Origin of the sequence: Pseudoalteromonas aliena SW19 (genome assembly GCF_014905615.1) — a bacterium.
Classification (GTDB): Bacteria; Pseudomonadota; Gammaproteobacteria; order Enterobacterales; family Alteromonadaceae; genus Pseudoalteromonas; species Pseudoalteromonas aliena.
This window is the reverse complement of sequence record NZ_AQGU01000025.1, coordinates 953,915-976,809: the sequence shown is the minus strand read 5'-3', so window position 1 is coordinate 976,809 and position 22,895 is coordinate 953,915. Positions and strand designations below refer to the sequence as shown.

At 39.2% G+C, this 22,895-nt stretch carries 15 protein-coding genes; 13 read left to right on the top strand and 2 right to left on the bottom strand.

What is annotated here, in order from left to right:
* The first annotated feature begins 64 nt into the window (after window positions 1-64).
* From PALI_RS09965 to PALI_RS09925, 9 genes are all read left to right on the top strand, one after another.
* Window positions 65-1,123 carry a phytanoyl-CoA dioxygenase family protein gene (locus PALI_RS09965; RefSeq protein ID WP_193155729.1) on the top strand — a complete coding sequence of 353 codons (1,059 nt, stop codon included), beginning with the start codon at window positions 65-67 and terminating at the stop codon, window positions 1,121-1,123.
* Between the two features lie 270 nt (window positions 1,124-1,393).
* Entirely contained in the window at window positions 1,394-1,534 is a 141-nt protein-coding gene (locus PALI_RS09960; protein WP_193155728.1) for a hypothetical protein, read from the top strand.
* A 145-nt stretch (window positions 1,535-1,679) separates the two neighbouring features.
* Complete coding sequence (locus PALI_RS09955) at window positions 1,680-2,930, top strand: hypothetical protein (RefSeq protein ID WP_193155727.1); 1,251 nt, start codon at window positions 1,680-1,682, stop codon at window positions 2,928-2,930.
* Window positions 2,917-3,843: a hypothetical protein gene (locus tag PALI_RS09950; RefSeq protein WP_193155726.1), complete on the top strand. Its 927-nt coding sequence runs from the start codon at window positions 2,917-2,919 to the stop codon at window positions 3,841-3,843. The genes PALI_RS09955 and PALI_RS09950 overlap by 14 nt, the downstream gene beginning before the upstream one ends.
* A gap of 31 nt (window positions 3,844-3,874) precedes the next feature.
* On the top strand, window positions 3,875-4,576 hold the full coding sequence (locus PALI_RS09945; protein WP_193155725.1) for a phage tail protein: 702 nt from the start codon (window positions 3,875-3,877) through the stop codon (window positions 4,574-4,576).
* A 6-nt stretch (window positions 4,577-4,582) separates the two neighbouring features.
* Window positions 4,583-5,407 (top strand): sulfotransferase family protein, encoded by an 825-nt coding sequence (locus PALI_RS09940; RefSeq protein ID WP_193155724.1) that lies wholly within the window; start codon window positions 4,583-4,585, stop codon window positions 5,405-5,407.
* Between the two features lie 59 nt (window positions 5,408-5,466).
* Complete coding sequence (locus PALI_RS09935) at window positions 5,467-14,157, top strand: Ig-like domain-containing protein (RefSeq protein ID WP_226894536.1); 8,691 nt, start codon at window positions 5,467-5,469, stop codon at window positions 14,155-14,157.
* 146 nt (window positions 14,158-14,303) lie between these two features.
* The gene (gene efpL, locus PALI_RS09930; RefSeq protein WP_077538539.1) at window positions 14,304-14,876 is read left to right on the top strand and encodes an elongation factor P-like protein EfpL; all 573 of its coding nucleotides are present in this window, start codon (window positions 14,304-14,306) and stop codon (window positions 14,874-14,876) included.
* A gap of 332 nt (window positions 14,877-15,208) precedes the next feature.
* A complete protein-coding gene (locus PALI_RS09925; protein WP_138586238.1) occupies window positions 15,209-15,403 on the top strand; it encodes a hypothetical protein in 195 nt (64 codons plus the stop codon).
* On the opposite strand, the gene PALI_RS09920 is transcribed toward PALI_RS09925, so the two are convergent.
* The gene (locus PALI_RS09920; protein WP_193155723.1) at window positions 15,400-17,658 is read right to left on the bottom strand and encodes a sensor domain-containing protein; all 2,259 of its coding nucleotides are present in this window, start codon (window positions 17,656-17,658) and stop codon (window positions 15,400-15,402) included. The genes PALI_RS09925 and PALI_RS09920 overlap by 4 nt on opposite strands.
* A 54-nt stretch (window positions 17,659-17,712) precedes the next feature.
* On the bottom strand, window positions 17,713-20,436 hold the full coding sequence (locus tag PALI_RS09915; RefSeq protein ID WP_193155722.1) for an insulinase family protein: 2,724 nt from the start codon (window positions 20,434-20,436) through the stop codon (window positions 17,713-17,715).
* Between the two features lie 192 nt (window positions 20,437-20,628).
* Between PALI_RS09915 and sixA the strand changes: the two genes are divergently transcribed.
* The 4 genes from sixA to PALI_RS09895 are packed head-to-tail and all read left to right on the top strand — an operon-like array spanning window position 20,629 to window position 22,689.
* The gene (gene sixA / locus PALI_RS09910; protein ID WP_182701255.1) at window positions 20,629-21,099 is read left to right on the top strand and encodes a phosphohistidine phosphatase SixA; all 471 of its coding nucleotides are present in this window, start codon (window positions 20,629-20,631) and stop codon (window positions 21,097-21,099) included.
* 22 nt (window positions 21,100-21,121) lie between these two features.
* Window positions 21,122-21,472: a RidA family protein gene (locus tag PALI_RS09905; protein WP_138586242.1), complete on the top strand. Its 351-nt coding sequence runs from the start codon at window positions 21,122-21,124 to the stop codon at window positions 21,470-21,472.
* Window positions 21,456-21,962: an ASCH domain-containing protein gene (locus PALI_RS09900; RefSeq protein ID WP_193155721.1), complete on the top strand. Its 507-nt coding sequence runs from the start codon at window positions 21,456-21,458 to the stop codon at window positions 21,960-21,962. Before PALI_RS09905 ends, PALI_RS09900 begins: the two co-directional genes overlap by 17 nt.
* Window positions 21,952-22,689, top strand: a complete 738-nt coding sequence (locus tag PALI_RS09895) for an SDR family oxidoreductase (protein ID WP_138586244.1) — start codon at window positions 21,952-21,954, stop codon at window positions 22,687-22,689. Before PALI_RS09900 ends, PALI_RS09895 begins: the two co-directional genes overlap by 11 nt.
* Window positions 22,690-22,895: the final 206 nt, after the last annotated feature.

Below are 22,895 nucleotides of genomic sequence, written 5' to 3'. Positions count from 1 at the left end.
AGCGTTAAGAAATCAATTTAAGGTGTTCTAGTTGTCTGAAATCAGGCAAGAAAAAGGAGTTATTATGCAAAATGAGTTGATAGCAAAAGTGCCACCTCCGCACACAATAACGCAGAATACACTTCCTTGTTATAAAGAAACTGGGGGCTTAGGCCTATTTCAATTAAAGCGAATGTGGCACAAAGCACAGTTACAAAAACAAGGCTGTGCGGATAAAAAAATAATAGAAGACGAATGGTCGCTTGATGTCATGATCATTGACACTTTAGGTTTAGGGCTCACTCCGGCTATAGAGTCTATTTTTGCGAGTGATAGTTTTTTCGAATTTGAAAATTGGGTAAAAAAAGTGCATGGCAGAGTTATTTCAAACGCAAAAAGAAATCAGCTTAATAAAAACATTGTTTCATTTTTTGAGGAAACAGACATAAAAAATGAAACAGCATCAGTAGAGACGCCTCGTCACTATATTTTAACGCCACTGCAGTGGCAAAGCTGGGATGATAATGGTTATGTTATTATTCCAGCGTTGGTGTCAAAAAAATTATGTGAAGACGTTTGTAATATGCTTTATGAACGTTTAAAAATGGATAAAAACAACCCCGCTTCATGGTATAGCTGTCATGCGCATAAACAGGGGATTATGGTACAAATATTTAATGATATAACCATGCAAGTTATACGCTCTCTTCCTCAAGTTCGAGATGTTTTTGAGCAACTTTGGGGAAGAGAAAACTTAATAGTAAGCACTGATAGGATTAGTTTTAATCCACCGCAGACAGAAAGTTGGCAGTTTCCTGGGCCAAATCTTCACTGGGATATAAACTTTAATAAACCACTCACCTTTGCAACGCAAGGGTTGTTGTACCTTACTGACGTTGCCGCTGAGCAAGGTGCGTTTAGTTGTGTACCTGGCTTTCATAAAAAAATAGATAACTGGCTAGCTAACTTACCTAAAAATACTAATCCACACTCTTTTGATTTCGATAAATGCCACAGCACTCCATTAGCGGCAAAAGCAGGTAGCTTAATTGTTTGGCGACATACATTACCGCACGGTAGTTGTCCAAATAAGGGAAGTAGACCTCGTATTGTACAATATATAAACATGGCTCCATTAAAGTAAGTAGCTAAAGACTCGCTATGAGTAATAAACAATGCCGTGTAATAAAGTGTAATATTTTTTACAGCAAGTTTGTGGCATATTGTTTTTTATAAATGCCATTTAATCAATGATTTAGTAATTTCTTCTTAGTTTATTATTTAAAGTAACTATTATTGATATTTATGCAAAAAAAATTGCGTTCTAAGCCTTGTGGGTTAAAATGTTAGCTGAATGTAGTATTAACGAATGAATATTTTACATGGTAATCAAAGTCCAAGGAAATGCTTAATTATGAAAACATATAGCTCTCACCCTAAAGCGTGTTTGGAATATGCAGAGCCCCGCATTGATGAGCTATTAAAACATTCAATACATACCCAGCTTGAGTCTCTTCTAAAATCTAAATTAACAACTGAACAACGCCCAAGTTGAACACCTTTAATTAGTGAACGCTTTTGAGGCCATACATGATCAAGTTGTGCAATCAATAATATTGATAAAATGGATGGCTTCACAGTTTAATTGCTACATCATTGTACGCTAAGAAATATATATTATAAATTATAAGGAGTGTGTGGTGCTACACCATCAATTGTCTAAGTCAGCCGCATGTATTAGTGAAGAGCCAGTTGTAACTGGGTTACTTAATCAGGCACTGCGCGATCAAATTAGTTTGCTTAAACAGCAACCAGCTACAGCGTTGACTCTACAGCAGTCTTTTTTAGCAATCGCAGATCAAGCACTGACTGAAAGAGACGATGCTGTGTTAATTGAAAAACTTTTTGTTGACGCTTACGAAGAAGCAATGAAAGTCCTTAGGCAAGCTCAATTGCATGAAGTTGAAATGACAAAACAGTATATTAATCAACATGGCCTAGTGATGTCGGTTTTAAACTGCACAACAACAATAAAAGATGTACATCGCAACACCCGTTTCTACAAAGGGATTTTTGAGCTTATTAATGATTTACAACAACGGGATTCGCAAATAAATATTGTCTACCCAGCTTGTGGGCCATTCGCCCCGTTATTATTACCTATTTTGCTGTATATGGATCAGCAAAAAATTATTTCACCACAAAAAGTACGCATTTCTTTAGTCGATATTCAACCTGGAGCGATCAAATCTCTCAAGGTGTTAGTTAATGAGTTGCAACTTAATGACTATATCGATGGCATTTACGAGGCTGATGCTGCTTTGTTTAAAGGTAACAAAGCGTTTGATATTTTTATTGCTGAGGCATTTCAGCATGGTTTTTCTAAAGAAGCTCATTTGAGTATATGCAGAAACTTTGCCTCTCAATTAAGCCATCATGGAGTAATGTTACCGTGTAAAATCATGGTTAATGCTGCATTAGTTAATTGCCAACGAGAATATGTTGAACAGTGGCTGCAACCGCAAAGCGATGCTGCGAATCCGATATTAAATCAAGATACGTTGAATGAAAGAATTGAGCTGGGAAATATATTAACTCTTGATCGTTATAGTTTGCTCACGCTAGATATAATTGCTCTTGGGGAACAACAAGTTGTACGCTGTAACACAGTTTCTATTCCTCAAACAGCCACTGATGTAAGTGAACTAACGCTTGTCCTTTACGCTGAAGTAATGACGTATAATGGGCATTGGTTACAGCAATATCAGTCAGGCATTACGCATCCATTGCCTATGTTTTCGGTATGTATTGATTTTGTACCAAAAGCCCCCGCAGTAGATGGTTTATTACTTACAAAAAAAGATAAAATAGATTTTTATTATAAGCTTACCGGTTTGACAGGTTTTTTGCCGACGAAAGCTGACGAAGAGGTACACTATGGAGCAAATTAGCAAGGTGGTGTTATTTACTTCAAGTTGTTTATCTATACCTACGATTGATATGTTGATACAGCGCCAGTTGTTAGTCGCTGTAGTATTAGTGCCAACGCAAACAAATAACATGCAAAGCGAAATTGGTCAATTGCAAGCACATTGCACATCACAAAATATACAATTTTCAGTATGGAATAATGATGATACGTTGCTTGCACAACTCGATGATTGGCAAGTATCAATGGCCTTGAGCTGTTTTAATGCGGGAACTCAAAGTCAAACGATTATTGATTTTTTTCATGGTAATGCTTATGGAATTTACCCTGCAAAGTTATCAGATTATCAAGGTACTGATCCACTCTACTGGCAAATTAGAGAGCATCAAGATAATTTGTTACTAACTGTTTATCGCTTAAGCTGCGAACACCCCCTACAATTTTCGTTACAGCAGAGTATAGCCATTCATCCATTTGATACTTATCAAAGCCTTGCTATTCGCGTTGCATCTGCAATCCCACAAGTGTTGAGTATTTTCTTCGAACAATTTGATAATTTGCATTGGCAATCAGATACCGACATTGAACAAATCAAGGTCGCGACAGCCCTGAACTATGATAATTTAACATTGTCTTTTGAACAGTACAGCGCGGTTGATTTAGTCGCGGCGGCAAGAGCGGGTAACCCGCTTTATGGTGGCTTTATTTTATCGGGTAAATTTGGTGATTTTAATGTGCTACAAGCATCCTTTGTTGATCAAGCCTCATTCACAGAGTCAGCTGGTACGGTCTTAAGTATTGACAAGTCACAAGGGTTAGTTGTGCAGACTAAACAAGGCTCAGTGGCATTAGATATTGTTTCATGTCAGTTTGGGTGTATTTCAGGTTATCGTTTTGCATCTTTAGCTAATATTACAGCTGGTATGCAATTGTAATTATATAAATTATTTTAAAAGGAAATACGTTATGAGCGCAGACCCATTTTTAGGCGAAGTGGAGATTTTTGCAGGAAATTTTGCCCCTAGAGGTTGGGCTATATGTGCAGGACAGCTATTGAGTATTGCTCAAAATACCGCCCTTTTTTCACTTGTTGGTACTATTTATGGTGGTGACGGCCGTTCGTCAATGGCGTTACCAGATATCAGAGGACGTACACCGGTAGGTGTTGGTAGTGGGGCTGGCTTGTCCAGTCGTGAGTGGGGCGAGCTTGGCGGAAGAGAATTTAGTAAAATTACATCTAATAATTTGCCACCGATGCAAAGTGTGATTGCATTGCCAAGTTTTGCACAGTCAGTTTCTGTCAGTATTCCTGGGCAGACGATAAGTGGAGTAACGGGAGCTGCAAACATTGCAACAACACAAGATGCTAATAGTGGAGAACCAACAGCAGGTGCAGTACTTGCTACGGTTGTTGCTGGTGGTGGGCCTGATAAACAAGAAAAAATATATCAATCTACGGCACCAAGTTCATTGATCAGTATTGGTAATGTGACAGTTGATACATTTGATGTTCCAGCACAAGATAACATTGCCCTAACTCTGCCCGCGAATAGTTTAACAGGTATCGTTAATTTACATGGTGGTGGCCAATCGCTTTATTCTCAGTCACCATTTGTTGCTATGCATCATATCATCGCAATGCAAGGGATTTATCCGAGTCGGAGTTAACTATTTATGTCGCGTCATTATCATTTTATCGCTGGTTTACCGAGGACGGGCTCAACATTATTGGCTGGTATATTACGGCAAAACCCCGATTTTCATGCCGATATGTCAACCCCTGTAGCTGGTTTTGTTACTAGTTTACTTGAGCAAATGGGAGCTGGGAGTGAGTTTGCTAGTAGCATAAGTTCAGCGCAGCGCTTGAATATATGTCATGGGGTGTGGTCTGGGTATTACCAAGATGTTGAAAAGCCCATTATTTTTGATACCAATAGACTGTGGACTGCAAAGCTTAATATCTTAAATTCCTTATTTGGTAATGATTTTAAAGTGATTTGTTTAGTCAGAAATCCAGCTTGGATAATGGACAGTTTTGAACGTGTCTATAGGCAAAACAGTCTTGAATTTAGCCGTATTTATTCCCCCGCAGCACGACAAAACGTGTATACCCGCTGTGAGCACATTGCGTCTAATCAAGGGCCTTTTGGTAGTGCTTGGGCTGCGCTAAAAGAAGGTTTTTATGGTGAGTTTTCGGATCAGTTATTACTGATCGACTACGATTTGCTCGTAAGTAAACCTGAAAAGAGTGTGGCTCTAATTTATCAGTTTTTAGGCTTACCGAACTTTGCGCATGACTTTGAAAATGTGACATATAACGCCAGTGAATTTGATAAAAATTTGGGCGCAGATGGCTTACATCAAGTTAAAAGTAAAGTGGAGTTTACCGGTCGCAAAACTGTACTCCCTCCTGAACTATTTAAAAAATACAGTGATATGGCTTTTTGGTTAGAACCACAAGGCAGTAACGCAAGTTTAATAACACAAAAAACACCTTAATTTACCAGTAATGGTATTAAAAACGTTGTTCTCCATAAATATATTAAAGGATTGAATACATGCTGAAATTCTCCTTATCGCCTATTTCTATTGTTGTCGGTTCGGTTTTAGGGCTCACTCAAACCGCAGGCATTGCACAGAGTGTACAAGTGCCAGTGCAATCAGAGTTTAAACTCACCCCACTTATAGTGCCAAGTATTAATTCATTTAAGGCAAAGGCTGATGATCTTGTGTTAACTGCTGCAAGCAGTGTTAACCATCTAGTCATTATCGATGCGGGAGTACCTGATAAAGCCTTATTTTATAGCGATTTAAATGCAGAGACAGAGATTGTTGAACTCAATGCTGATGAATCAGGTATAAATCAACTTGAAGAGTTGCTTGGTCGTTACCAACAGTTAGAGAGCGTGAGTATATTTTCTCATGGGCGCAGTGGCGAGCTACAACTAGGTAACAGCCAAATAAATACTGCGGTTATTGAAAGTAACCCACAATTTATGGCGGTATTTAAGGGGGCTGTAAAACCTGGTGGGGATGTTTTTTTTTATGGCTGTGACATTGGTAAGGGTCTGCAAGGCGATCAATTTTTAACACTCTTTAGTCAGTCAACGGAGCTTGATGTAGCCGCTTCTAACGATTTAACCGGTAATAGTCATAAAGGCGGAGATTGGGATTTAGAAATAGTTAAAGGGGATGTCGATTTTGCTGATAGACCATTTTCAGAGCGAGCCTTGATTGACTTTTCTGAGGTGTTAGCGTTTGATGGTACATTGAATTTTGATAATGTACCTACGGGATACGCTAATAATAAGAGTTATATAATACCGGGTACCAGCTACAGCATAAAAGTTAAGTCTGGGGCTGGTGGGGGTCAAGATTTATATAATTTTTCAGCGGGCTATGTTTATATATCTACAGACTCATCAACTCAGACATACAGTAAAATATATTTTACAAATAACGAAACGTTTGATTTATCTAGTTTATATGTTTATAACTCAAGTGGTATTAATAGAGTTATACGACTAACAACGGATAAAGGAGGCGTAGCGGATAGCGGGACTTTACCGAGCGGTAGCAGCGAGACTGTAAATGCTTCTGGTGCGTTATTTACAGAAATAAAATGGTTAAAAATAGCTTATTCTGATAACTCTACTCTTAGCTGGTTAAAAATTGACAACCTTGCCATCACTAACTTGTCTTCAACTCCTGTTAATTCAGCGCCTGTTGTTGATTTAAATGGTGGGATTCCAGGTACAGGGAGTTCAGTATCATTTACCGAAGGTAGTGGTGCTGTAAATATTGCACCCGATGCTGAAGCCGGTGATAGTGATGGCGACTCAATAACAACAATAACCGTTGCATTAACAAATGATCAAGATGGCGCCTCAGAAGGTCTTAATGTATCTGCCAGTGCGCAAAATGCACTGAGTGGAATTAGTGGTGCATCAGATATTAGTTTACAAGATACAATTTCTATTACAGGTGCAACTGCAACAACGGCTGAAGTTACCACTTTCCTTAAAGCAATCACGTATAACAATACCAGTTCGTCGCCCAACACAACTTCGCGGACAGTATCAGTTGTTATCAATGATGGCACTGAAAACAGTACTAGCCGTACCGCGACAATTTCAGTGGCTAATCTTACAGCAGCTAGCTCTACAGCAGCGGGTTTTAGCACCTTAGATGGTACAAATTTAAATCCGGCAATAACGTTTAGTAGTGACTCCGAAACATTAACGATAAGTAATCCATCACATATTACAGGTTCAGTGGCTGATGGTGGTACTGGTACAGATACCATTCACGTTCCGACTGGATCCGATTTAACGGCTTTTACTACATTAACAGGCTTTGAAACATTATCAGTGCCTAGCAGCGCTACTTTAACGCTAAGTGAAGCGCAGCATGAGCAATTTACAACGATTTCGGGGAGCGGAGCTCCTGTCTTTACGATTACAGCAGGCAGTGGGGGCGATGCAAATTTAACGGCAAATAGCGCGATCGCAACATACGTTTTGAACACACCCATTGCATTAACGCTTGTAGACAGAGACCAGTCGGTTACAGGTAGTAATTTAGCTGATTCAGTCGATATTTCTAACTTTGCGTACAGAGGAACCCTCGATGGTGGGGATGGTACTGATACACTTCTACTTATCGATGGTGCAAGTATAGCCGCTGCGACAATCTCAAACTTTGAAACACTTAATCTGAGCGGCGGTGGATCTCTGACTATGAAAGTAGCGCAGCATAACGCGTTTACTACAATCACAGGCTCAGGCACTGATCAAATTACCATTTCAGACGCAACTAATGGTTTAATTGCTGCGAATGATATTGAAACGTATGTACTCGGTAGTGCAAACACAATTGCCTTATCAAATGGCTCACAAAATATAACCGGCAGCACGGGCAATGATACGCTAAATATTGCAGGTTTAACGGTTACAGGTACACTCAATGCAAATGGTGGTACCGATACATTAAGCATGGCAACAGGTGCCGACACCACAAGTGCTACAATGTCTAGTTTTGAAAACTTAACCCTCGCAGCAAACTCATCGGTGGCTTTATCTGCAGCGCAAGTGAGTACATTTACAGGTGCGATTACAGCGCCAAGCGCTGAAACGATTACGGTTTCGGGTGATGGTAACTTTACAACACTTAGCAATATTGAAGCGTTTAACGTTGGTGATGATTCAACAAATACACGAACAATTACGTTAGGTTCTTCGTCTGTTAATGTAACAAGCGCATCAACAACCGACGCAAATACGTTTGATGTCAGTGGATTAACGTTTACTGGCACAATAACAGGTGAAGCAAGCGTTAACGATACGCTGTCTATCAGTAATACGGGAGATATTACCGCTGCAACAGTTTCCAATATTGAAAACCTAACACTTAGCAGTGGTGCAAGGGTTTCAATAACGCGTTCGCAACATGCAGGTTTTACAGGCACTATATCTGCAATAGGTTCTGAAACAATTGATGTTTATGGCGATGGTGATTTTTCTACTTTCAGTGATGTTGAAACTTACAACGTATTTGATGACTCTTCAAACAGTAGAACAATTACGATAGTCTCAGCGACTCAAAGTATAATAGATAGATCTAGTAATACAGCAATGACCTTTGCACTTGGTGGCGCTGGGTTTAGTGGTTCATTAACCTCAGAGCTAAATGCTGCAGATAAGGTGAGTGTCACTGACGGTGCTGACGTGACTTCTGGCTCATTCTTTAATATTGGTACATTAAGCTTAGCCTCTACAGCGACAGTAGCAATTGATGTTAATAATATTAATGATTTTAATACTGCCATTACAGGCTCTGCTGGCGCTGATACGCTAAAACTTATGGATGGTGGTATTTTTAATTTTTCCAGCACCACGGTATCGGGTATTGAAAATCTGGCAATCGGCACTAATAGCAACACGACTATCACCTTAACCGATAATTTTAATACTGATGCTGGCGTTGTGTCTTTTTCTAATGCTAGTGGCAGTGCTATTACAGCTGCAGTGACGCTAGATGCAAGTGCATTTAGCGCTGACATTTTAACAATGACCTCATCAGATTTTAATGGTGATGATGTACTTAAAGGCGGCTCTGGGGCTGATACTTTACGCCCAGGCGCTGGTACAGATACGTTAACAGGTAACGCAGGTAATGATAATTTTGTAGGTAGCTCATCTCAATTATCAGGCGATACCATTACCGATTTAGCCGCAGGCGATCGTATTACTATTGCTGGTATTACAGGGCTTTCAGCCAGTAACGTGCGTTTTAATGGCACGAGTACATTAGAAGTAGATACCAACGCCACCGATTTTAATATTTCTGAACTGACTCTTTCACTTACTAATGCGCCTGGCAATGATTTAGCTTTTACGGTTGCTGATAGCGGCTCTGACACGCTCATTACATTTGTTTCAGCAAACTCAGCACCTACATTTAGCTCGCTTAATGGCGGTGCTACGTTTATCGAAGGTTTCAGTGCAGTCACCATTGATAGTGATATGACCATTGCAGATGCAGAGCTTGATGCACTTAACAGCAACGCAGGGGATTACAACAATGCTAGCTTAACTATTCGACGACGCGGCGGTGCGAGTGCCGAAGATCGATTTGGTCATTCGGGGCTATTAGGGACGTTAACTGAAGGCAATACATTTAGTTACAATGCTAATAATATAGGGACTGTTACCACAAACTCGGCAGGCACTTTAACGCTAACATTTAATAGCAATGCTACTTCTGCAATCGTAGATTCTGTTGCGCAAGCAATTACCTACGCCAATAACTCAGATATTCCTCTAAATGCAACTGTGCTTGACTATACCTTTAATGATGGAGTCGTAGATAGCACAGGTACTAATCAGGCGTCAGTTACTATTACCTCGGTTAACGATGCGCCTACGGTATCAGCAGTGGGGGCTAATCCAACCTTTACAGAAAATGGCTCAGCAGTGGGGATTTTCTCTTCAGCTTCTATTAGTACGGTTGAGAGTGGGCAAGATATTGAACAAATATCACTAACAATAACTAATGTAAAAGACACGGGTCATGAGTTCCTTCAATTTGGCACCGATCTTATCAACTTAGAGCATAATGCATCGGGCACGTATTCGGGAGCCGTTAATTTTAGCTACGTGGTCACGTTAAGTGGTTCAACAGCAACGGTAACGGTTAGCGCAACCGATTCAGCTGCGGTATGGCAAAACTATGTGCCGTTTTTACAATATAAAAACACCAGTGAATCACCAACCACCGATAATAGAGTTGTTACACTTACATCAATAAAAGACAGCGGCGGCACAGCTAATGGTGGCGATGATAGAGCAATTGGCAGTTTTGGATCCTCTACAGTTAGCGTCGTGGGTGAAAACAATGCACCTACTGATATCAACCTTTCAAGCTCTACGATTAGTGAATCAATTGTTGGTGCCGGTGCTGATGTTGGATTATTAACAACGACTGATCCCGATTCGAGCAGTCATACTTATTCGTTAGTTTCATCAACGTCATTGGCTGCGGGCAGCTGTACTGCAAGTACAGGCAATAGCTCTTTCCAAATCAATGGCAATACGTTAGAAACAAAAGCCGCATTGCCACTGGGTATTTACACTGTTTGTATACAAACAAACGATAGTGCTGCGACCTTTAAAAAATCATTTGCTATTACCGTAACTGAAGCGCCTAAACCAACTAACCCTGAAATCAGTGGCGCACCAGTAACAAAAGTAAACCAAGGTGAGGCTTATAGCTTTACACCAACAGCAACGGATCCACAAAATAAAGCACTGACGTTTAGTATTGCTAATAAGCCAAGTTGGGCGAGTTTTAGTAGCGCGACGGGTAATTTATTGGGTACTCCCGTTAAAACTGACGTAGGGCTCTACCCTAATATCGCCATTACTGTGAGTAACGGTAGCGAGCAAGCAAGCTTGCCACCTTTCAATTTAGAAGTGGTATCAACAAATAGTGCTCCGGTTGCGTCGAATTTAAGTTTAGAGCTTGATGAAGATTCTAATATCAGTTTTTCCCCTGATATTACGGATGTGGACTCAGATACGTTGACAATTAGCGCTGTGTCGCAGCCTCAATTTGGTACATTAACCAAACAAGCCAATACATTCACGTATACACCTAATGCAAATTATTTTGGCCCTGATAGTTTTAATTATCTTGCAGATGATACAAAGGAAAAATCTGCTATTGCCACGGTGAACTTTACGGTAGCTTCTATTAATGATGCGCCAATTGCCAATCCAGATAGTTATTCATTAAATAGCAACGCTGATAATAGCTACCCACTTGATGTGCTAGTTAATGATACAGATGTTGATGACGATGAATTAGTTATTGTTAGCGCCAATGCAAGCGTGGGGTCGGTGCGAATTGAAAATGGATCGCTGATTTATCAGGCTCAGGCAAGCACTAAAGGGGCTATTCAAATTAACTATTTGATTGAAGACCCTGATAAAGAAACAAGTAGAACAACAGCAACATTAACGTTAAATAATCAAGCAGACAATGTGCCAACGATCGAAACGCCGGCTGATATTGATGTTAATGCAAAAGGGTTGTTTACTAAGGTCAAGTTAGGTGTCCCTTCGGCAACGGATAGCGAAGGTAATAAATTAGCGGTTTCATTAGTTAACCCAAGTTTGTTGTATGCGCCAGGTAAGCATTTAGTTTACTGGAAAGCTGTAGACAGCAGCGGGCTTGAAGCAATCGCAACGCAAAATGTAAACGTGAGTCCGCTTATTTCGCTTAGTAAAAATAGCGAAATAGCTGAGAATAAAACACATAGCTTTAATGTGTTTTTAAATGGTGAAGCACCAAGTTATCCAGTGACCATTGCCTATGAAGTATCGGGTACTGCTGATAGCTCTGATCATGATTTAGTGTCGTCAGAGTTGGTTATTAACAGTGGCACGCAGGGACAAGTTAATTTTACAACGTATGCAGACTCCGAAACGGAAGGCAATGAAACCGTTGTAATTACACTGGCAGATACACTAAATTTAGGTGCGAAGTCTTCAGCAACAATCACTATTGTTGAAAATAATGTAGCACCTACTATTAGTACCAGTATTACACAAGGTTCTCAACAAAGATCACTTGTTACCATAGGTAATGATCTTGTCACGATTAAAGCTGTTGCTCAGGATGCAAATCCGAACGATAACGTAACGTTAAAGTGGGTATCAGAGGATAATAAACTTCTTAATACAAGCGCAAATGAAAACGAATTTGTTTTTTCAACACAATCACTAACTCCTGGTATTTATAAAGTAACGGTAACAGCGCAAGACTCTGGCGAGCCAAGTCTCTCAACAACAAAAGATGTTTACGTTGAAGTATTAACCTCACTTGAGGCGCTAGGGCAGGAAGATTCCGATGGTGACCTTATCCCAGATGCACAAGAAGGTTACGGTGATAGTGACGGTGATGGCATTCCTGATTATTTAGATGCAATTAGTGAATGTAATGTCATGCAAGAACAAGTTAAAGACAGTGATAAGTTCTTAGTAGAAGGCGAGCCGGGCGTTTGCGTTAGAAAAGGGGTTACAGTTTCACAAAATGCAACGGGCGGTGTTCAGTTGCTTGATAGTGAATTACCTGAAGATGAAGGCGCGATAAATACAGGCGGACTATTTGATTTTATCGCAACAGGTTTACCTAATGCTGGAGATACTTACAGCATAGTAATACCGCAAAGAAAACCAATCTCACAAAACTCTGTTTACAGAAAATTAAAAGAGGGACAGTGGATTGATTTTGATACATCAGGTGACAACCAATTACTCTCTACAGCGGGTGAACCTGGCTATTGTCCTCCACCAAGAAGCAGTGAGTGGGCGCAAGGGCTTACTGAAGGCGCTTGGTGTGTGCAATTACAAATTGTTGATGGTGGCCCTAATGATGACGATGGCAAAGCGAATCGCTCAATAGTCGACCCTGGTGGTGTTGCAATTGTTCGCACATCGAACCAGCTTCCTGAGGCTAATCAAGATGAGATAACAATTGGTGCAGGGGAATCAACGACTATTGATGTATTAAAAAATGATACAGATATGGACGGCGATACACTTACTTTAAGCGGCGCGACGGCTGATTTTGGTGATGTAAGTATTGTTGATGAGCAGTTACTGTATACCCCACCAGCTGGATTTGTTGGTGTTGCGATTATTGAATATAGTATTAGTGATGGCAAAGGGGGCACATCAAACAGCCAAGTTAAAGTTAACTTAGTTATAAATAATGCACCAACAGCTGTTTTTGATTCGGCAACAACCACAGATAACACATCGATAGAAATAGATGTACTTCGTAATGATTCAGATATTGATGGTGATGAATTATTTGTCGTTAATGCAGTTGCAGCTCAAGGCACAGTAACAATTAACATTAACGGCACTTTACAATACACACCCAAAAGCGGCTTCGACGGTGTTGATATTATTGATTACACAATAAAAGATAGCAAAGGTGCAAAGTCTACAGCACAAGTAAAAGTGACGGTTAGCGCTGTTAAATCAGTGGCCATCACTAATAAGTCATCAGGAGGAAGTATGGGAGGTTTGGGTTTATTGCTGATTTCAGTACTTGTTATTAGTCGAAGAAGGTCAATGCTTCCAAGCTTTGCAATAGTAACGACCAGTTGCTTAATTAGCACCAGTGCAATGGCTGATACATGGTCGTTTGAGGCCACGCTAGGTGAGTCTAAAGCAAAGCATTCTTTAGTAACTAAAGACAACAAGGCTAATTTAGTTTCTATTGATGATACTGATACTAGCTGGTCAATTGGCGCTTATTATGACCTGTCACCCAATTGGGAAGTCGCTATAAGATATATTGATTTAGGTGAAGGTCGAGCCGATTTAACTGCCCAAACAGTGAAAGCTGATGCAGATAAATTACATCAAGATTATTCACGCTTTGTACCGGTGTTACCAAAAGGGGTGGCAGCTGAAGTAGGTTACCGACATATGCTTGCTGAATCTTTAAGTACAAAGGTATTTTTAGGCGCTTATCGTCATCAGTATAAAATACAAAGTAGCATCACGGATGGAGCTCGTTTAGAGTATAAAGAACACGCTACGAAACCTTATATTGGTGCCGCTTTAGGTTATTCGGTTTATAAACAGACTGAATTATTACTAAAGTATACTTATTATAAAGTTTCAAAAAATGATGTAAGTGAGTTATCAGCGGGGATAAAAGTACGCTTTTAAGTTGATGCGTAGTGTGATCAGCGCCGCTATTAGCGGCGCTGAGCCACATATTTTTAAAAAGTATCACTAAGTTGTTTTGTTTCTATTGAAGATTCCTCAGTTCGTGGTATGTTTCTCGCAATCAAAAAAATAATAGGAATTCACCAATGCCAAAGGCGAGTGATGTTAAAAAGGGTACTGCCATTGATTTTAATGGCCGAGTTTTAGTTGTAAAAGATATTGTACGTTCTGTTCCACAAGGCCGTGCTGGTGGCAGCTTATACCGTATGCGTTTATACGACGTAGTAACGGGCAGTAAAGTTGACGAAACATTTAAAGACAGTGATATGTTAACGCTTGCCGATTTAACACGCCGTGAGGTGATGCTTTCTTACGTTGATGGCGACGAGTATGTATTCATGGATAATGAAGATTACACGCCATATAACTTAAACAAAGACGCGATAGCTGAAGAGATTCAGTTTGTTAATGAAGAAACACAAGGTGTACATGTGATTGTGATTGATGGCGCACCTGTAGGGCTCGATCTTCCTTCAAGTGTTGAACTGGTCGTTGAAGAGACTGACCCTTCTATTAAAGGTGCCTCTGCCAGTGCTCGCTCTAAGCCTGCACGTATGTCTACTGGCCTAAATATTTCGGTTCCAGAGCATATTTCAACAGGTGACCGTATCCGTATTAATACCGTTGAGCATAAATTTATGGGCCGTGCTGAAAAGTAGCTCACTTAAGTGAACATGTTTTTAACAATATTGATATAAGCTATAGATTGTAGTTTTAATAGCCGAGGTTTTATTATCTCGGCTTTTTTATGTCATGAGTTTATTGCTTTAAATTTGGTCAAATAGACGTTAAAATGCTCGCCTTATTTTTAAGTGGTGTTATACCAAGCTGCATAAATCTTTGATCAATTTAACGAATTAAATTGCACTATAAGGTCGTTAAAAATTTTTATTTAGAACAACTAGATACTAAAATTTTTGCCTAGTTCTAGCGTAATTTTCTTAATGTTAAATAGACCCCATATATAAGCAGATTGGTATTAGGAGTAGGTTTGTTTTTTGTTTTTTTAAGCTGCGTATTTATAGCTGTTATGTATTTAGAAGCGATAAAAAAAGGCATGCCAGTAAAGCGCTGGGTATTTTTAGGCGGTTTATTGGGGCCTGCTGCATGGTGTTTATTTAATCTGCACTATCGACGGGCGTTGATCCGCCATACTGGTCAAAATGCATGTATTTGGAACTCTTAACTTATTGCCGCTACGACTTTTTCTTCTCTAATTAAGCTTGGCGCTGCTTTGCTTTGTTGTTGTTTTAAAAACGCAGTAAATTCAGCTTTTGATAAAGGTTTAGAGTAATAAAACCCTTGGACTGTTTCGCAGTTTAGGGTTTTAAGTATTTCTATTTGATCGGCTTGTTCAACACCTTCAGCAACAACATGTAAATCAAGGTTATGCGCAATAGTCACTATTGAGTCGACCATATTGCGGCCACGCTCATTTTTCATATCATCTATAAATGCTTTATCAACTTTGAGCGTGTTAAGTGGAAATTGTTTTAAATACGCTAACGATGAATAGCCTGTGCCAAAGTCGTCCATTGCTAAATGAATACCGCGTGCACTTAACGAACGCATAATGGAAATTGCTTCTTTAGGATCATCCATTACCGTACCTTCGGTTATTTCAAGCTCTAAAAAGTATGAAGGTAATTCGTTTTTTTGTAAAATAACATCAATACGCGATGTTAAGTCCGGTAAGCTAAATTGTTTTGCAGATAAATTAACGGCAACTCTGCCGTTAAATAAACCGCTATCGAGCCATTCTTTAACGTCTCTACAGGCTTTATTTAATACGACTTCACCTATTTCTATTATTTGTCCTGTTTCTTCTGCAATCGGTATAAACACACCAGGACTAATAATTCCTTTTTTGGGAGTAATAAAACGTACTAATGCTTCCATGCCCGTTAGCTTACCGGTCCGGATATTCATTTTTGGTTGATAATACACCTCAAAATGATCTTCTTTTAAACCAAAACGCATTAAGTTCTCTATTTGCAGACGTTTAACTGCTTGGCGGTTCATTGTATCGTTAAAAAATAAATAGCTATTACCTTTCTTTTTCGCATGATACATAGCAGTGTCAGCATTTTTTAATAATAACTCAGGTGTATTCCCATCTTCGGGGAACAGCACAATACCGACACTTGAAGTGATAACAAGTTCGTGGCCTGCCATTTTAAACGGTGTCGCAATGGCGGCTAAAAATTGCTTGGCCATACGCGTGATCATATGAATATCGTTAGTGTCCGACATGACTAAGGCAAATTCATCACCGCCTAAACGATAAAATACATCATTCTCACGGGTTAGCTTATTTAAACGCATAGCCAGCTTTGCAAGTAAACTGTCACCTAATTGATGGCCTAACGAATCATTTATTTTTTTAAAGTTATCTAAATCAAATACTAATAACGCATGGTGCGAATGTAGCTTAACCAGCTTGTGTAAATCAGTAAAAAATAAGTTGCGATTAGGTAGGCTGGTAGTGCGGTCTCTGTTTGATAAGTTATGCAGCTGCGACTCTGCTTTTTTACGCTCAGTTAAATCTGAATAAACAACAACGTAATTAGTGATTTGATTTTGATCGTTTTTAATTTCATCAATTGAAATCTCAATAGGAAGTAAAACACGCTCACTATTGCGCAATTTAACTTCTTGTTGAATATGATCGGTTTCGCGGACAATTTCAATAATGTTATTGATATAGCTTTGCTCATACCCAGGTAAGTTAAAATCTTTTTCAAGGTATTGATCACGCTGGCCACCAAAAAGCGTTAAAAAGCTAGGGTTAATATCAACTAACTTAAAATTTTTGTCATAAATTGCTAATGCATCGGTTAGTGACTCTACACATTTAGCAAATAAATTTAAACGCTCCTCAGTCGACTTTAACTGTGATATATCGCGAACAGTGCCAGTCATTCTAAGTGGAGATAGGTTGGCGTCTTTTTCGATTATTTTGCCACGATCGAGTACCCAGTGCCAACGACCAAAAGTATCTTTAATGCGGTACGTTGCTTCAAAAAAAACGGTTTGTTCAGCAAAATGCTTTTTAAGGAGAAGTTCAACATTGGCAACATCAAGGGGATGAATTAGGCTTTTATTTGGGGGGAATCCAAGTAATGTGGTTGAATTCATCAAATATTTATCATTAATACGGATAACTTCACCCGTTTTTATATTCCAATCCCATAGCGTATCGCCACTGCCTTCTACCGTGCTTTTTAGGCGTTTTTGCGAGAGACAAAGCTCTTGACGCGAACGTCTGAGCTTAAAAATATTAAACAGTAAATAGGGCAAAGCAAACGCAATAATTGCGCTTGCTAAAAATAGTATTGTATCTGAATTGTAATTAAATGATGACTCGAAGGCACAAAGCTCAAATGAGTAAGCAAGTAATACAAGTGACAAACTTAGTCTTATAGTTATTGTTTTTATCATTTTTTTATTACTTATAATTTACAAACGATAACTTAAATCAAGCTTGACCAATAGTCAAAGAGAATGAGAATAAATTGGCATATTTTGTGATTTACTCACCTTTGCAGAACTTAAAAGTTCATACCTTGGCCTATCTTCATCAAAAAGTTGAACAGCATATTTTTTTATGTCTTCAAGGGTGAGAGCATTTAATGCCTTCAGTAGCTTCTGTTGCATATTAAACTCATGATCTCTATTGCCTATAGCAAGCCAAAGGCGCTGCGAACGTAGGCGTAAATTCTTATCCTTTTCAGCAATATGGGTTGTTAAACCATGTTTTTGTTGCTGCCAAATATGTTCATCAATTTTATCAATAGTATTTAAGTATTGGCTAATAAAACAGTTATGCCTGTGGATAAGTGTCTTGGTATCAAACGTGGGTGATTGTATATAAAAGGCAATACCAGCTCTGGTATTAAAAGGAGCATAACCCGCACCTACTAAATAGCCTAATTGCTGTGTGGTGCGCAGTTCGTTAAAGTAGTCTTGGTTTATTAGATGATTGAGTGCCATCATCTTTATTTTTTCCGTTACGCTACTCGTTTGGGCCTGATAATAAATAACCATTGCATGGTCGTTACATGGTAGTTCTAGCTCGTAACGCGTCACTTTTTTGATTTCAAATAGTGGGCGTCTTAAATCATCAATGGTTGTAGCATTTTTTAAATGGGCAGCGACTTTTTTCTGAAATGCAATAGCATCGTCTTGCTGCCAATTACCGTGTAAAAATGACTCAACATGAAGCGCTTTAAAAAAGTCCCGCCTAAACTCCTTAAATTGCTGAAAACTTGTGTTTTTTAATGCAGATGCAAGGTCTCCAGGTTGTGGATTCCAAGGCATTACTTTGGCACCTAAAATGCTAAATAACTCACTAACAGGCTTATTTTGGTTACTGTTACGCCAGTGCCTCACTAGTTGTTTTTTATATTCAGCGAAGCGCTTTGCACAAATTTCGACATTAAAAAGGGCATCAATGAGTTGATCGACTAATTCTAACTGACTAGAAGAAAGGCCCGCAGTGTGAAGGGTTAACCCACCTTGATGCGAGGTTAGGTGGTAACTAAGTCCAGCAAGTTCTGCTGGATAAAACTGCTCGCCTACGCTATCCATAAATAAATCAGTAAATAAGCGAGTCAGTGCCATGTGTTTTACGTCTTTAACTGCAAAGTCGGAATCCATCGCTAAATAGAAATGACCTTTAGCGACTCTAAATGTATTGTCTTGCTTAAACCAAAAGTCAAAGCCGGTCTCTTTCACAAGCAATTTTGGCTGAGTTTGTGGTTTTTCAATATCAAACAATACCACTTCTTTGGTTAAGTAAGGATTTGCGGTCGGTAATAGCATTTCATTAAGGGGTTCATTTATATCACTGAGCGCGTCGAGCCAGCTGGATGATACTTTTTCTACTTTATAAGGTGTGTTATACCACGCTGTTTTATGCTCAGGCTCCACGTCAGGGTGTATTAGAACAACACGCATATTATTTGGCGTTAACCATTGCATGGCCATTTCATGGGTCGCTCTTTTAAAGCCTTCCATTAAATAGTCACCTTGAACATAGTTACATTCGTCGTAATGCTGCATGTTAATACTTAAATTACTGACCCAGTCAATCAAGCGAGACTTTTCTTGGTTATCGAAAGCTATTTGTAATAGGTTTTTTTTATCTTGATAAAGGCGAGGTAACTTATCTGTATTGGTATTTATTAAGCAAATATACTCAAAGACCACTTCAATAATGTCTTCAAAGTACTCAATGCCTTCGTCAGTTAGCGCCATGCTAATATTAAAGTCTTTGAAGTTACTGCCGTTAATCCCCCCTCCGGCAGAAAGTGCATTTATCCAGCCTTGCTCTTTTAAAATAGAGTAAAGCGATCCTGCTCCTTCATAGCCCAGTAAATGGGCAATAAAGCTCACCGTTTTATGACGATAAAAATCATCAATGTTTGGCATCGCAAAACTGACAATCAATTTTTGCATGTGCTTGTGCGGCTCAATATGGAGTATTTTACCTATGTCTTGCTTACGATATAGCGGCTCATTGATAGCTGGCTTTTTAAGATTTTTATGACCATTTACTTGATTGAAATACGTGTTAGTCCAGTCTTGCAGCGTATCGAGTTCTTCGTTGGCGCAAATAACTAAGGTCATCCACTGTGCTTGATAAAAAGTATTAAAAAAATCACGTAGTTCATCACTTATACAGCGTTCTCTATCTGCAAGTGTTTGTAAATTACCGACTGAAAATTTAGCAAAGGGGTGAGCAGGGTTTACTGTTTCTTTGTGCGCTTGGTAAATGCGGCGACCATCATCCTTTATTTTTAATTTAAATTCGGCTTCAATCGCATTACGTTCTTTTTCTGTTTCTGCTGGGTTGAGTAGTGGAGCAATAAAAAAGCGACTAAATTGCTGCAGTGCACGTTTAAATTCTTGATTGTTTATATCAAAAAAATAGCAAGTGTGTTCCGTTCCAGTCCATGCATTTGTATTTCCACCAGCCTGAGACACAAAGTTATTAAAACTACCTGATTCAGGAAATTGATCGGTGCCTAAAAAAACCATATGTTCTAAAAAGTGTGCAAGGCCTTGCCTATCAACAGGGTCATCAAAGTGGCCAGCATTAACAGCCATAGATGCAGCGGCTTTAGTTGAATCTTTATCTTGCACTAAGAGTACTTTTAGACCATTGTCCAGTGTAAAGGCACGGTATGCTCTGTTATCATTGCGACTGATATTCAAATGATGCTCCTGAAACGAAACGTTTACTTGTTAACAACAGATGATAGCTTCAGGGTAGCGAAATAATGCTAAAAGATTGACCTGAATATCATGAAAGAACTACTTTAGAAATAAATAGCTTTATGTTGTTAATATAGCGAACAAATGGGCAGGCTGGCTACTGTTTTATATTCTTTAATCGGTTGATTTTTTATGAAAACAATCTTAATAATGCGCCACGGCGAAGCAACACCGATGCAGGCTGACGATGCAGCCAGAAATTTAACTCAATTAGGGCATACAGAGGCCGAAAAAATGGGCTTGTGGCTCAGCAAAGTTCATCAACCGGATGCTTTGTTAGTTAGTCCTTACATTCGGGCACAGCAAACAGCACAGAATGTAGCAAAAAATAACACATTTAAATTTAGTGAAACAACAAGTGATTTAGTACCCGAAGGTAAATCACAAATTGCTGCTGATTATTTGGAAACTCTGATTGCTGCACATCCTCAATGCAACACATGGCTTGTCGTTGCGCATATGCCTATTGTGAGTTATTTAGTTGATCAATTAAGCTCAGGTGACATGCCTATTTTTAATACAGGAGCCGTTGCTGTAATTCACTACGATGAGCAAACTCAACGTAGCCAATATATAAGTATAAACGCCCCTGCAAATGTATAAATCAAATAATATAGAGTAGTAAATGATGATTGATCGCCTTGAAACGGGTGCGCGAATGAGCCGCATTGTAAAACATAATGGCACAGTTTACTTGTGTGGGCAGGTATGTGCCGACGCTACAAAAGGTATAAAAGAGCAGACCAAAACTATGCTCGATAAAGTTGAGGCTTTACTTGATGAAGCGGGTAGCTCAAAAAAGCATATGTTAAGCGCGACCATTTATGTGAAAAGTATGGATTACTTTGCTGATATGAACGCGGTATGGGATACATGGGTACCACAAGGGTATGCCCCTGCACGTGCCTGTGTTGAAGCTAAAATGGCACGAGATGCTTTACTTGTTGAGGTTTCAGTTGTTGCAGCCCTTAAATAATCAAACAGAAATAGCATTGTTGATCAGTGATTTTAATAAAGAAACTGATCAGGCTATAAGTTCACTTCCTGCTTGGTATTTTTGTGATAACGAAATAGATGCAAACGACTGCGCACAACTTGTTTTACAAAAAGTGAAAACGGCCACTACGTCGTCACTTTATTGGTTTGAACACAATAATGAAGCGCTACCTCAAGTCGGTGATTTAAATATTTTCACTAATTGGCAAGGAAAGCCTCTGGGTATAATTGAAACCACAGATGTCACTATTACTCCTTATAATGAAATTACAGCGGCGTATGCCGCTTTAGAGGGGGAGGGTGATAAGAGCCTTGCTTATTGGAATAAAGTACATTGGGCCTATTATCAGCGTGAGCTTGCAGACACTCCATTTCAGTGTAATAAAACAATGCCTTTAGTGTGTGAACGGTTTAAATTAATATTTACAGCCGCGCATCAACTTCAAACCAGAGCAACGAATGAAAAATAACCCAGTAGCTTTAATAACAGGGGCAAGCAGGGGAATTGGTGCTGCAACAGCAATTCATTTTGCACGTAATGGTTACGATATCTGTATTAATTACAATGTCGACCACCAAAGCGCAAAACAAGTCGCACAACAAGCATCAAACTATGGTGTTTGCGTAGAGATCATACAGGCAAATGTTTCGCAAGACTCTGAAGTGGTCGCAATGTTTAAAAAGCTATATAGCATATTTGGAAAGCTGGATGTACTTGTTAATAATGCCGGTATTTTAAAACCACAAATGCCTTTGTTAAAAATGAGTGCAGAGCGAATAAACACAGTGTTGACCACCAATATTACGAGTGCTTTTTTATGTAGCCGTGAGGCTGTTAAATTGATGCTTGCAGGGGGCAGTATTGTGAATGTGTCCTCTGGGGCTGCTAAAACAGGTTCCCCTCATGAGTATATTGATTACGCTGCTTCAAAAGGGGCGATAGATACATTTACAATAGGCCTTGCCAAAGAACTTGCAGCGCGAAATATTCGTGTTAACTGTGTCCGTCCAGGACTAATTTATACCGATATGCATAGTGACGGCGGTGAGCCTAATAGAGTTGACAGGTTAAAACATGGGTTACCACTAGGTCGAGGTGGAAAGCCGGAAGAGGTTGCGTCGGCAATTTATTTTTTGGCCTCTAGTGCAGCTTCATTTACCACCGGTAGTTTTATTGATGTAGCTGGTGGTTCATAGTGTCTCTTATTTAATTACGTAAGTAAGAGACAGTGTTAGAGCTGTTTTTTCAGGTTGATATCGTTCTTAGAAAGAATTTTTAAGGCACGCATATTAGGTATTTATATGCGGTATTGGCTATTTATTTAATACTATTTTCATGACCCCATTTTATAGGAACAAACTTATTTAAAAAATAAGCATTAATATTTTAATCAGTATGTGAA

What these genes read in the sequence shown, in the direction of transcription:
- PALI_RS09965 (WP_193155729.1), top strand. Translation starts at nt 65, where the DNA reads ATGCAAAATGAGTTGATAGCAAAAGTGCCACCTCCGCACACAATAACG.
- PALI_RS09960 (WP_193155728.1), top strand. Translation starts at nt 1,394, where the DNA reads ATGAAAACATATAGCTCTCACCCTAAAGCGTGTTTGGAATATGCAGAG.
- PALI_RS09950 (WP_193155726.1), top strand. Translation starts at nt 2,917, where the DNA reads ATGGAGCAAATTAGCAAGGTGGTGTTATTTACTTCAAGTTGTTTATCT.
- PALI_RS09945 (WP_193155725.1), top strand. Translation starts at nt 3,875, where the DNA reads ATGAGCGCAGACCCATTTTTAGGCGAAGTGGAGATTTTTGCAGGAAAT.
- PALI_RS09940 (WP_193155724.1), top strand. Translation starts at nt 4,583, where the DNA reads ATGTCGCGTCATTATCATTTTATCGCTGGTTTACCGAGGACGGGCTCA.
- PALI_RS09935 (WP_226894536.1), top strand. Translation starts at nt 5,467, where the DNA reads ATGCTGAAATTCTCCTTATCGCCTATTTCTATTGTTGTCGGTTCGGTT.
- efpL (WP_077538539.1), top strand. Translation starts at nt 14,304, where the DNA reads ATGCCAAAGGCGAGTGATGTTAAAAAGGGTACTGCCATTGATTTTAAT.
- PALI_RS09920 (WP_193155723.1), bottom strand. Translation starts at nt 17,658, where the DNA reads ATGATAAAAACAATAACTATAAGACTAAGTTTGTCACTTGTATTACTT.
- sixA (WP_182701255.1), top strand. Translation starts at nt 20,629, where the DNA reads ATGAAAACAATCTTAATAATGCGCCACGGCGAAGCAACACCGATGCAG.
- PALI_RS09905 (WP_138586242.1), top strand. Translation starts at nt 21,122, where the DNA reads ATGATGATTGATCGCCTTGAAACGGGTGCGCGAATGAGCCGCATTGTA.
- PALI_RS09895 (WP_138586244.1), top strand. Translation starts at nt 21,952, where the DNA reads ATGAAAAATAACCCAGTAGCTTTAATAACAGGGGCAAGCAGGGGAATT.